This is a genomic window from Micromonospora sp. NPDC000663 (genome assembly GCF_042898105.1).
GTDB lineage: Bacteria > Actinomycetota > Actinomycetes > Mycobacteriales > Micromonosporaceae > Micromonospora.
Window position 1 is genome coordinate 56446 of record NZ_JBIAYR010000006.1, and the last position, 11140, is coordinate 67585.

Annotated in this window: 11 protein-coding genes; 6 read left to right on the plus strand and 5 right to left on the minus strand. The window is 71.3% G+C overall.

Annotated elements, in window-relative coordinates; translation table 11 throughout:
• Positions 1 to 7 precede the first annotated feature (7 nt).
• Together ACFY1S_RS20840 and ACFY1S_RS20845 are read right to left on the minus strand one after the other, a co-directional pair.
• On the minus strand, positions 8 to 187 hold the full coding sequence (locus tag ACFY1S_RS20840; RefSeq protein ID WP_357495886.1) for a DUF6104 family protein: 180 nt from the start codon (positions 185 to 187) through the stop codon (positions 8 to 10).
• 111 nt (positions 188 to 298) lie between these two features.
• The gene (locus tag ACFY1S_RS20845) at positions 299 to 4054 is read right to left on the minus strand and encodes a multifunctional oxoglutarate decarboxylase/oxoglutarate dehydrogenase thiamine pyrophosphate-binding subunit/dihydrolipoyllysine-residue succinyltransferase subunit (protein ID WP_387120441.1); all 3756 of its coding nucleotides are present in this window, start codon (positions 4052 to 4054) and stop codon (positions 299 to 301) included.
• A 255-nt stretch (positions 4055 to 4309) separates the two neighbouring features.
• On the opposite strand from ACFY1S_RS20845, the gene ACFY1S_RS20850 reads away from it, so the two are divergent.
• Complete coding sequence (locus ACFY1S_RS20850) at positions 4310 to 4648, plus strand: hypothetical protein (protein ID WP_387120444.1); 339 nt, start codon at positions 4310 to 4312, stop codon at positions 4646 to 4648.
• Positions 4645 to 5049, plus strand: coding sequence for a hypothetical protein (locus tag ACFY1S_RS20855; RefSeq protein WP_387120447.1), 405 nt, complete (start codon positions 4645 to 4647; stop codon positions 5047 to 5049). Before ACFY1S_RS20850 ends, ACFY1S_RS20855 begins: the two co-directional genes overlap by 4 nt.
• Positions 5050 to 5099: 50 nt before the next feature.
• Here the strand turns inward: ACFY1S_RS20855 and ACFY1S_RS20860 are convergent, their stop codons facing one another.
• From ACFY1S_RS20860 to ACFY1S_RS20870, 3 genes are all read right to left on the minus strand, one after another.
• Positions 5100 to 5924: an ABC transporter permease gene (locus tag ACFY1S_RS20860; RefSeq protein WP_387120450.1), complete on the minus strand. Its 825-nt coding sequence runs from the start codon at positions 5922 to 5924 to the stop codon at positions 5100 to 5102.
• Positions 5921 to 6856 (minus strand): ABC transporter ATP-binding protein, encoded by a 936-nt coding sequence (locus ACFY1S_RS20865; RefSeq protein WP_387120452.1) that lies wholly within the window; start codon positions 6854 to 6856, stop codon positions 5921 to 5923. Before ACFY1S_RS20865 ends, ACFY1S_RS20860 begins: the two co-directional genes overlap by 4 nt.
• A gap of 142 nt (positions 6857 to 6998) precedes the next feature.
• A complete protein-coding gene (locus tag ACFY1S_RS20870) occupies positions 6999 to 7646 on the minus strand; it encodes a hypothetical protein (protein ID WP_387120455.1) in 648 nt (215 codons plus the stop codon).
• Positions 7647 to 7797: 151 nt separating this feature from the next.
• On the opposite strand from ACFY1S_RS20870, the gene ACFY1S_RS20875 reads away from it, so the two are divergent.
• From ACFY1S_RS20875 to ACFY1S_RS20890, 4 genes are all read left to right on the plus strand, one after another.
• Complete coding sequence (locus ACFY1S_RS20875) at positions 7798 to 8562, plus strand: GNAT family N-acetyltransferase (protein ID WP_387120458.1); 765 nt, start codon at positions 7798 to 7800, stop codon at positions 8560 to 8562.
• Entirely contained in the window at positions 8559 to 9488 is a 930-nt protein-coding gene (locus ACFY1S_RS20880) for a lysophospholipid acyltransferase family protein (protein ID WP_387120461.1), read from the plus strand. Before ACFY1S_RS20875 ends, ACFY1S_RS20880 begins: the two co-directional genes overlap by 4 nt.
• A 157-nt stretch (positions 9489 to 9645) precedes the next feature.
• Positions 9646 to 10470 carry a DUF4097 domain-containing protein gene (locus tag ACFY1S_RS20885; protein ID WP_387120464.1) on the plus strand — a complete coding sequence of 275 codons (825 nt, stop codon included), beginning with the start codon at positions 9646 to 9648 and terminating at the stop codon, positions 10468 to 10470.
• A complete protein-coding gene (locus tag ACFY1S_RS20890; RefSeq protein ID WP_387120467.1) occupies positions 10467 to 11078 on the plus strand; it encodes a helix-turn-helix transcriptional regulator in 612 nt (203 codons plus the stop codon). Before ACFY1S_RS20885 ends, ACFY1S_RS20890 begins: the two co-directional genes overlap by 4 nt.
• Positions 11079 to 11140: the final 62 nt, after the last annotated feature.

The following is an 11140-nucleotide window of genomic DNA, read 5'->3' on the forward strand; positions in this document are numbered from 1 at the left end:
GGGTTGTTCAGTCCTCGTCGGGGTCGTCCAGGCGGGCCAGGTAGGTGGCCAGGCGCTCGATCGGCGTCTCGAACTCGGGGTTGAGGTCGACGAAGTCGCGCAGGCGCTCGCCCAGCCACTCCAGGGTCACCTGCTCGTCACCCCGGCGCTCGACCAGCTCCTCGATGCCACGGTCGGTGAAGTACACGGCGTACGTCCTCGTGCTCGGCCCGGCGTGTGTGGCCGGGCGGATGGACCGACGTGAGCCGGGGCAGGACCGTGGAAACGGCCCTGCCCCGGCTCACGCGGTGCGGTCAGGTCACGGGCGGGGGAGAGCCGCCTCGATCAGCGCGGTCTGCTCGACCTCGTGGGTCTTGGCCGAGCCGACCGCCGGGGCCGCCGCGGCCGGGCGGGAGATCCGCCGCAGCCGGACGTCCGTGAGGTGCTCCAGCAGGTTGAGCGCGACGAACGACCAGGCACCCTGGTTGGCCGGCTCCTCCTGCACCCAGGCGAAGTCCTCCGCGTTCGGGTACTGCGCCAGGGCGGCCCGGATCTCCTCCACCGGCAGCGGGTACAGCTGCTCGATCCGCAGGATCGCGGTGTCGCTGACGCCACGTTCCTGCCGGGCCTGGAACAGGTCGTAGTAGACCTTGCCCGAGCAGAGCAGCACCCGCTTCACCGCCTCCGGCGCCGGCGCGGCCGTGTCACGCAGCACCGGCTGGAACGTACCCGTGGTGAAGTCCTCCACCGAGGAGACGCAGAGCTTGTGCCGCAGCAGCGACTTCGGCGTGAACACCACGAGCGGCTTGCGCTTGGGCGACAGGGCCTGCCGGCGCAGCAGGTGGAAGTAGTTCGCCGGGGTCGTCGGGATGGACACGCGCATGTTGTCCTCGGCGCACATCTGCAGGAACCGCTCCGGACGACCGGACGTGTGGTCCGGGCCCTGGCCCTCGTGGCCGTGCGGCAGCAGCAGGGTGACCGCGGAGCGCTGGCCCCACTTCACCTCGCCTGACGAGATGAACTCGTCGATCACCGACTGGGCGCCGTTGACGAAGTCGCCGAACTGCGCCTCCCAGGCGACGAGCGCGTTGATGTTCTCCACCGAGTAGCCGTACTCGAAGCCCATCGCGGCGTACTCGCTGAGCAGCGAGTCGTGCACGAAGAACCGGGAACGCTCGCCGTCGCCGGTGAGCGACATGAGCGGCAGGTAGTCGTCGCCGGTACGGGAGTCGACCACCGAGGCGTGCCGCTGGACGAACGTGCCGCGACGCGAATCCTGACCGGCGAGCCGGACGGTCACACCGTCGTGCAGCAGCGCCCCGAACGCGATGATCTCGCCGTAGCCCCAGTCGATGTTGCCCTCGACGGACATCTTGGCCCGTCGGTCGAGCAACTGCTGGATCCGCTTGTGCGGGGTGAAGCCCTCCGGCAGGTTGGTGTGCGCCTCGCCGATCGCCTTGACGACGGCGGCGTCGGTGGCGGTGTCGACCTGCGGCTCCGGCTCCTCCTCGCGGCGCGGCCGGTTCAGCTGGCGGGGCGCGGCGGCGGCGTCCCGGGTGGCCTTGAAGACCTTCTCCAGCTGCGACTGGTAGTCGCGCAGCAGCTCCTCCGCGTCCTCCACGGTGATGTCGCCGCGACCGATCAGCTCCTCGGTGTAGAGCTTGCGTACGGAGCGCTTCGAGTCAATGATCTTGTACATCTGTGGGTTGGACATCGACGGGTCGTCGCCCTCGTTGTGCCCGCGCCGGCGGTAGCAGACCAGGTCGATCACGACGTCCTTGTTGAACGCCTGCCGGTACTCGAAGGCCAGCCGGGCCACCCGGACCACGGCCTCCGGGTCGTCGCCGTTGACGTGGAAGATCGGCGCCTGGATCATCCGGGCCACGTCGGTGCTGTAGAGGCTGGACCGGCTGTACTCCGGGGCGGTGGTGAAGCCGACCTGGTTGTTGACCACCACGTGGACCGTGCCACCGGTGCGGTAGCCGCGCAGCTGCGACAGGTTGAGCGTCTCGGCGACGACACCCTGACCGGCGAACGCGGCGTCACCGTGCACCGAGAGCGGCAGCACGGTGTAGCCCTCCAGCTTGAGGTCGATCCGGTCCTGCTTGGCCCGGACGATGCCCTCCAGCACCGGGTCGACGGCCTCCAGGTGCGACGGGTTGGCCACCACCGACACCTTGACGGCGTGCTCGCCGTCGGGGGTGGTGAACTTGCCGTTCTGCCCCAGGTGGTACTTCACGTCGCCGGAGCCCTGCGTCGAGCGCGGGTCCAGGTGACCCTCGAACTCGGAGAAGATCTTCTCGTACGGCTTGCCGACGATGTTGGCCAGCACGTTGAGCCGACCCCGGTGCGCCATGCCGATGACCACCTCGTCCAGACCGTTCTCGGCCGAGCACTCCAGCACCTCGCCGAGCAGCGGGATCAGCGACTCGCCGCCCTCGAGCGAGAACCGCTTCTGCCCGACGTACTTGGTCTGCAGGAAGGTCTCGAACGCCTCGGCGGCGTTGAGCCGGTTGAGGACGTGCTTCTGCTCGTCGGCGGTCGGCTTCTCGTACTTGCGCTCTATCCGCTCCTGGATCCAGCGCCGCTCCTCCGGGTCCTGGATGTGCATGTACTCGATGCCGACCCGGCGGCAGTACGAGTCGCGCAGCACACCGAGGATCTCGCGCAGCTTCATCCGCTGGCGGCCGGCGAAGCCGTTCACCGGGAACTCCCGGTCCAGATCCCACAGGGTCAGCCCGTGCTGGAGGACGTCCAGGTCCGGGTGCTTGCGGATGGTGAATTCCAGCGGGTCGGTGTCGGCCATCAGGTGACCGCGCACCCGGTACGCGTGGATCAGCTCGTGCACGCGGGCGGTCTTGTTGATCTGACCCTCGGAGTTGACGGCCACGTCGCGCACCCAGCGCACCGGCTCGTACGGAATGCGCAGCGAGGTGAAGATCTGGTCGTAGAAGCCGTGCTCGCCCAGGATCAGCTCGTGCATCACCTTGAGGAACTCGCCGGACTGCGCGCCCTGGATGATCCGGTGGTCGTACGTGCTGGTCAGCGTGATGACCTTGCTGACCGCCAGCTCGGCGAGGGTGGCCTCGGACATGCCCTGGTAGGGGGCCGGGTACTCCATCGCGCCGACACCGATGATCGCGCTCTGCCCCTGCATGAGCCGCGGCATCGAGTGCACCGTGCCGATGCCGCCGGGGTTGGTCAGCGAGATAGTGGTGCCGGAGTAGTCCTCCATGGTCAGCTCGTTGCGCCGCGCCCGACGGACCACGTCCTCGTACGCCTGCCAGAACTGCCGGAAGTCCATCTGCTCGCAGCCCTTGATGGAGGGGACCACCAGGTTGCGGCTGCCGTCCGGCTTGGCCAGGTCGATGGCGATGCCGAGGTTGACGTGCGCCGGGCGGACCACCGCCGGCTTGCCGTTGGCCTCCGCGAAGGAGTTGTTCATCTCCGGGTGCTGCACGAGCGCCCGGACCATCGCGTACCCGACGAGGTGGGTGAAGCTGACCTTGCCACCTCGCCCGCGGGCGAGGTGGTTGTTGATCACGATGCGGTTGTCGACGAGCAGCTTGGCCGGGACCGCGCGGACGCTTGTCGCGGTGGGCACGCTCAGCGAGGCGTCCATGTTCTGGACGATCTTCGCGGCGACACCGCGTAGCGGCGTGGTCTGCGGACCGTCGGCGGTCGGGGCGGTGGCCTTCGCCGCAGGCTTGGCCGGGGCCGCCTTCTCCGGGGCCTTCTCGGCGGCCTTGGTCGGCGCGGCGGCAGGCTTGGCCGGTGCCGGCTGTGCGGCGGCGGGCTTGCTGGCCGGCTGTGCGGCGGCGCTCGGCTGGCTGACCGAGGCGGACGCCTCAGGCTGCCCGTCCGGCTCCGGAGCGGCGGCCGGCTTGCCCGACGCCTCAGCCCCGCGCGGTGTGGCGGCTCCAGGCGCCGGTCGATAGTCGGCGAAGAAGTCGTGCCAGGCCGAATCGACGCTCGTTGGGTCGGCGAGGTAGCGCTGGTACATCTCCTCGACGATCCACTCGTTCGGGCCGAAACCCGCCAGTGGGTTCTCCTGCGAAGTCTGCTGGGTCGACACGGCCGGTAATCGCCTCTTTCACGCGGGTTGTGTGTCACGCGGTGTCCGTCGCGCCCCCGACTGGGGACTACGGACAGGACGACTCCCAGGCTACGCCGTACGGATCCCGCAGGCATTTCCGCCTCGGTCGGGTGGCCGGTTTCACAGAAGATGCCAGAAGTTCGGCAACCCCTGCGTCCACCGGCGGTGACTGCTATGGCCAACTGAGTACGGGTACCGATGTCCGGGGAGCGGTGGCCCGCGAGGATCGGCCGCATGGGTCACCACGGGGTACGGGGGCGCTACGGCCGGAGCATGGCGGTGGCGTCCGGTTGGTACGTGGCTGTCGGCGCGGCCGTGGCGGTGGGTCTGGCGAGCGTGCCCAGCCCGCCGTCGACGGACTGCTCGGCCTGGTTCAGTTGCCTGTCGCCGGGGGAGTCCCTGGCGCTGGTCATGCTGGTGTGGGGTGGGCCGGTGCTCGCCGGGCTGCTCGTCGTGACGGCGCTGGTGACGGCGCTGCTGGTGCGCCTGGTCCCCTCGGCGGTGCTCGCCGGCACCCTGTCCGCGCTGGTCACCGTCACGATCTGCGCCGCCGTGTACGCGGGGCGCTCGTGAAGCGGCTCGGCCTCGGCGGCCTCTTCTTCGTCTGGCTGTACGGGTTGCCGTTCCTGCTCCTGGTGGGCCTGATCCGGCGAACCGCCAAGCCGTACGCGCCGACCCGGGAGGCGGCGGAGGCGTTCGGCGCGACCACCGACGCTCTGCTGATCGTCGGTCTCCTGCTCAACGCGCTCCCGTTGATCGGCCTGCTCTTCGCCGGGCTGGCCGAGGACGAGGGCTGGCACCGGCACTTCCGCTGGGCGATCGGCGGGATGGTGCTGCTCTACCTGCTTGTCGTCCTCGTCAGCCGGATGGCCACCGACGTCCTGATCGGCCACACTCCCGCCGACGACGGGCCCGCCCCGGCGATCACGCAGTGCATACCGCGCAGCGGCGGCCACGGCTGCCCGGGCGGCTGACCGACGGGCCGTTGCGGGGTGGCGGCCGTGCCGCCGCCACCCCGGTTCGGTCAGGAGATGTCGCGCCGGCGCATCAGCAGGGTGCCGACCACACCGGTGACCACCGCGTACCCGATCAGCACGGCGGCGCCCGCCCAGCGCGGCGGGTTGCCGGGGATGTCCGCCCCGGTGACCATCAGCGACGAGGCGAGCGACGGCACCAGCAGTTGCAGGTTGTTGATCCAGTCGCCCCACCTGTCGGCCAGGATCGCGATGACGAAGATGGCACCGATCGAGCCACCCAGGTAGAGCAGGATGCCTGTCACCGTCGCGCCGATCTGGCTGCGGATCAGCACGCCGATGCCGACGCCGAACACCGCCCAGAGCAGGTACGCGAGCAGGTTCAACCCGATCGCCCGCCAGGCCGCGTCGTTGCCCAGTTGCGAGTCCACCCCTACCGCGTTCAGCACCGCCGATCCGGCGACGAGGTTGAGCGCGGTGGTGACCAGCCAGAACAGCAGCGCCAGCACGCCGGCCGCGACCAGCTTGGCGACCATCACCGCGGTGCGGTGCGGGCTGGTGAGGAAGGTCGTGGTGACCGTCTGGTGGAAGAACTCGCTTGTCACCACGATGATGCCGAGCAGCATCACGATCAGCAGGCCGAAGAACTGCCCGGTGGTGAACAGGTTGGACGACAGCGCGTCCGGACTGGCCGCGGCATCGAGTTGGGCGGCCTGCTCGGCCGTCACCTCGCCGATGTTGTTGCTGGTGAGGGCGTCGGCCTGCAACCAGTTGATGAGCAGGGTGAGCGCCCACAGGGGCAGCGTGATGAGCGCGAAGATCCACCAGGTGTTCGTCGTACGGATCTTGAGCAGCTCGGATCGGACGAGGTTCATCGGATGCCCGCCTTTCCGGCCGTCAGCTCCAGGAAGACCCGTTCCAGGTCGGGCCTCTCGGTGGTCAGTTCGTGCAGCTCCACACCGGCGGCCAGGGCGGCCCGGCCGATCGTCGGGGCGTCCACCCCGCTGACCAGCAGGACGCCGTTCTCGCCGGTGTCGACAGTCGCCGACTGCGCCTTCAGCGCGGTGGTAAGCGCCTCGGCCTGCGGGGTGCGGACCCGCACCTGGGCGCCCTGCGCCATCGACCCGAGGACCTGCTCGACCGGACCCTGCCGGACCAACTGCCCGGCCGCGATGATCACCACGTCGTCGGCGAGCAACTGCATCTCCGACAGCAGGTGGCTGGAGACCAGCACGGTGCGGCCCTCGTGGGCGAGGTTCTTGAGGAACCCACGCATCCACCTGATGCCCTCCGGGTCCAACCCGTTGGCCGGCTCGTCGAGGATCAGCACGCGGGGGTCACCGAGCATCGCGGCGGCGATACCGAGCCGCTGCTTCATGCCCAGCGAGTACCCCTTGAACTTGCGCTTCGCCGCCGGGGTCAACCCGACCAGCTCCAGCGCCGCGTCGGCCCGCTCTTTCGGCAGCCCGGCCGCCGCGCAGATCACCCGCAGGTGGTTGATGCCGGTACGACCCTTGTGCGCGCTGGACGCCTCCAGGATCGCGCCGACGTGCCGCAGCGGGTCGGCGAGGTCGGCGTACCGGTGGCCGCTGATGGTGGCTGTACCGGCGGTGGGCGTGACCAGGTTCAGCAGCATCCGCAGCGTGGTGGTCTTGCCGGCGCCGTTCGGGCCGAGGAAGCCGGTCACCCGTCCCGGCGCCACGGTGAAGGACAGGTTGTTCACCGCCCGGACGTTCTTGTACTGCTTCGTCAGACCGGACACCACGATCTGACCGTCGCTGGTGGGGCTTCGCTGCCCGTCAGTCATCGTTCTCCTCCCGTGAGTGGCGTCGAGGTACGCCGTGGCACAGCGTGACGGTCCCGAGCAACAAGGTCAATCAGGCTCGGTCCGTACGGCGTGGTCCACCTCGGGGCGGAGGCACGTCATCCCCGCGGACGACGGCGAGGGGTCAACGGGCGATCCAGGTGGCCCGGGCCGCGCCGAGCAGCGTGCCGTCCGGCCCGTACAGGCTGGTGTGCACCGACGCCTTGCGGCCGTCGACGCCGATCAACGCGCCGGTCACCACGCACTCGTCGCCGGGCGCGGGCCGCGCCGTGACCACCGCGGCGATCCGGCCCAGCAGGTACGGGCGGCCCGGCGCGAGCACCGTCCAGCCGCCGGGGCAGTCCAGGGCCGCCCAGACCGTGGCGTCGCCGATCTCGTCGGGTGCGCGGAACGGCGCGGCGGTCCGGCCGTCCGGAAGCCGGCCCGGGAAGATCCGCAGCCCGTCGGCCCGGTCCGGTCCGCAGACGTAGCAGCCGGGAAACGGATGCTCGACCAGGCCGGGATAGCCGGTCGCGGCGAGGCGCGCGGTGTCCAGGTCCACCGGGGGTACGACGGCGTCGACGGCCGCCACCTGTCGTAACTCGGCCACCACTTCGCCGGCCGGGTCGCGGACCTCGCCGCCGGTGAGGCTCAGTTCGGTGTCCAGCGGCGGTGGCCGGCGCAACGTCACCTCGACCGGTCCGGTGCCGCGGGCCGCCGCGGCGAAGACTCCCGCGCTCCAGCCGCCGTTGCCGGAGCCGGGAGGCCCGTTGTAGCGGGACCCGATGAGCATCGTCGACCTCCGGTGGGGTGTTCCGGCGCCGGCGCCGGTTCGTCCCGCAGCCTCGCACGACCACCTGTGGGACGCATCTGCCGGCCGGCGTTCACCCCGCCGACACCGGTGGTGCCCGCGGATGGCAACCCGGGGCACCTACACAGATCCCATGGCCGTTCTGCATGCCGCTGGCGCACCTCTGACGACCAGCGGATACACCCTGCTGATCGCCGACGACCCCACCCAGGTCGCGGCCGCGCAACGCCTGCGCCACGAGGTGTTCGCCATCGAGTTGGGCGCCACCCTCAGGCCCGGCGGGGCCGGGTTGGACGTGGACCCCTTCGACGCCCACTGCGACCACCTCGTCGTCCGCGAGGACAGCACCGGCGCGGTGGTCGGCACGTACCGGCTGCTGCCGCCCGGACGCACCGACCGGTGGTACGCCGAGGACGAGTTCGACCTCGCCGCGCTCGACCCGCTCCGCGACGACCTGGTCGAGGCGGGACGGTCCTGCGTACACCCGGACCACCGTTCGGGCGCGGTCATCAACCTGATGTGGGCCGGCATCACCAGGTACCTGCACCTGCGCGGCTCCCGCTGGCTCGGCGGCTGCGCCTCGGTGCCGGTGGCCGACGGTGGTCGGACGGTCGCCGGGGTGTGGGCGCAGGCGCAGGCCCGACACCTGTCGCCACCGCCGCTGCGGGTCCGCCCGCTGCGCCAGTGGTTCGCCGAGCCGGCAGCCGACCCCGCCGACGCCGACGGACGAGTGGTGGTGCCGCCGCTGCTGCGCGGCTACCTGCGGCTCGGCGCGTGGATCTGCGGCGAGCCGTCGTACGACCCGGACTTCGGGTGCGCGGACTTCTACGTGCTCTTCTCGCTGGACCGGATGAACCCGCGCTACCTGCGGCACTTCCTCGGCGGGGTGCAGAGGTGACCGCCGTGTCGCACGACCTGTGGCGGCCCGTTTCCGGGTGTGACGAGGGGTGCCTGCCGACAGCCGGCGAGGTGCCCACCGTGCCTGTGGTCCGCCGGGTTCTCCGGCTGGTCGCGGCGACCGGCATGCTGCTGACCGGTGTGGGCCTGGCGGTGCTGCTGCCCGTACTCCCGGTTCGGGAGCGGCAGGCGGCGCTGCGTGGCTGGGCTCGAGGGACGGCGCGGGCGTTCGGCGTCCGCCTGGTGGTCCGCGGCCGCCTGCCCCGGCGGCGCGCGCTGCTGGTCGCCAACCACGTGTCGTGGCTGGACATCCTCGCCGTGCTGGCGGTGGCGCCGACCCGGATGGTGGCGAAGCGGGAGGTCCGTACCTGGCCGGTGGTCGGCGTGCTGGCCGCCGCGGCGGGCACGGTCTTCGTGGACCGGTCCCTGCCTCGGGAACTGCCGGCCACCGTGCGCCGGCTCGGCGACGCGCTGCGGGCCGGTCGGTCGGTGGCGGTCTTCCCGGAGGGTACGACCTGGTGTGCGGGGGAGGGCGACTGCCGCCCCGGTGGAGGATTCCGCCCCGCGATGTTCCAGGCGGCGATCGACACGGGCAGCCCGGTGGTGCCGTTGCGGTTGGGCTACCGGTGCGAGGCCACCGGCTCGTCGACCACCGCCGCCGCCTTCCTGGGCGCGGACACCCTGCTGCGTTCGGTGGCCCGGGTGGTGGCCGCACGGGACCTGGTGGTCTCGGTGACGATCGCCGCCGCCCTGCACCCGGCCCGCGACGCCGACCGGCGGTTGCTGGCCCGGGCCGCCGAGTCGGCCGTACACCTGGTGCCGTCCGGGACCGACGCGACGAGGACCCGGCGGCGTCAGGTGCCCACCGCGCCCCCTGTCCGCATGCCGGTACCGGCCGCAGGGAGCGAGCTGGATCTGGCGGCCTGAGGAAGCCGGCCGCGCCCGCCACCCGCGCCCCGCCGCCTCCAGCCAGTGCGGCGTCCGCGGGGAGCGACGACACGCGACAGTCTTGTTCTGTCGCGATGTATCGCGTTAGTGTCTTCCTCGTGGGGCGCGTGTCGGCGCGCCGTCGAGGGAGGACGCCATGGCCGGATGGACTGTCGAGAGCCCGCAGCGGCTCACCCTGGAGGGCCCGGTCACCCGACTGGACGTCCGTCTGCTGAGCGGACGCCTCAACGTGGTCGCCGCCGACGGCCCGACCCGGGTCGACATCACCCACGTCGCCCGCCGGCCGGTGCTGGTCGACCACTCCGACGGCCGGCTCAGCATCCGCCAGGAACGGGGCCGGAGCTGGTCGGACGCGCTGCGTTGGCTCCGGTCGCTGCACCGCTACCCACGGGTGGACGTCTCCCTCGCCGTGCCCGCCGACGTCCTCGCCGACCTCGGCCTGGGTGCCGGCGCGGTGGTCGTCTCCGGCCTGCGCCGGCAGACCAGAGTCGACATCGCCGCCGGTCAGATCACCCTCATGGGCCTGCGGGGTGCCACCTCCGCGAAGATCACCTCAGGGCCGGTGGAGGCGCTCGGCGTACGCGGCGACCTCACCCTGGAAACCGTCTCCGGAGAGGTGATCATCGCCGACAGTGCCGCCGACCGGGTACGGGCGCAGACCGTCTCCGGTGCCATCACCTGCGATTTCGACAACCCCCGACGCAGCGAGATCCGGCTCACCACCATCTCCGGCAGCATCACCGTCCGGGTCCGCGAGGACAGCGACCTCGCCGTCCGGCTGAACACCGCCTCCGGCCGGATCACCAGCGGATTCCCGCAGGTGCGGGGCTCGACGTTCCCGCTGCCGAACAGCGAGGGGGTGCTCGGCGACGGCGAAGGTAAACTCTGGGCCTCCGCGACCTCGGGCAGCATCGCCCTGCTCGCCCGAGCGGTCGACGACGAATCCGAGGAGCTGCCGTGACCGCCGTGTTCAGCCACGGACGGCTCCGGCTCTACCTGCTCAAGCTCCTCGACGACGGCCCCAAGCACGGCTACGAGCTGATCCGCCTGCTGGAGGACCGCTTTCTCGGGCTCTACGCGCCAAGCGCCGGCACCATCTACCCCCGCCTGCAACGGCTGGAGGCCGAGGGCCTCGTCAGTCACACCGCGGCAGGCGGCCGCAAGACGTACGACATCACCGACGCCGGCCGTGCCGAGCTGCGCCAGCGGGCCGACGAGCTGACCGCGTTGGAGGCCGACATCGCCGCCTCGGTGGCGGACCTCTCCACCCTGGCCGGCGAGATCCGCAGCGAGGTACGCGGCTCGGTACGCGACCTCAAGCGGGAACTGAGCGAGGCGACCCGGCAGACCCGGCGTGCCCGGTGGGACGCGCCCCCGCCACCGCCCCGGCCGTCGTCGACCGACGGGCCACGCACCGCCCTGCTCGACGAGCTCGACCAGCGGCTGGCCGCGTTCACCGCCGAGGTCGGCCGGCTGGCACGGGCCCGGCAGTTCAGCGACGCCCAGCTTCGGACGGCGATCCGTCTGCTCGACGGCGCGCTGGACGGTTTGCGCCGCCTGCTGCGCTGAGCGACACGCTGACGGCGACTCACAGGGTTTTTGCAGGAAGCGTCCAGCGCCGGCGCAGTGAG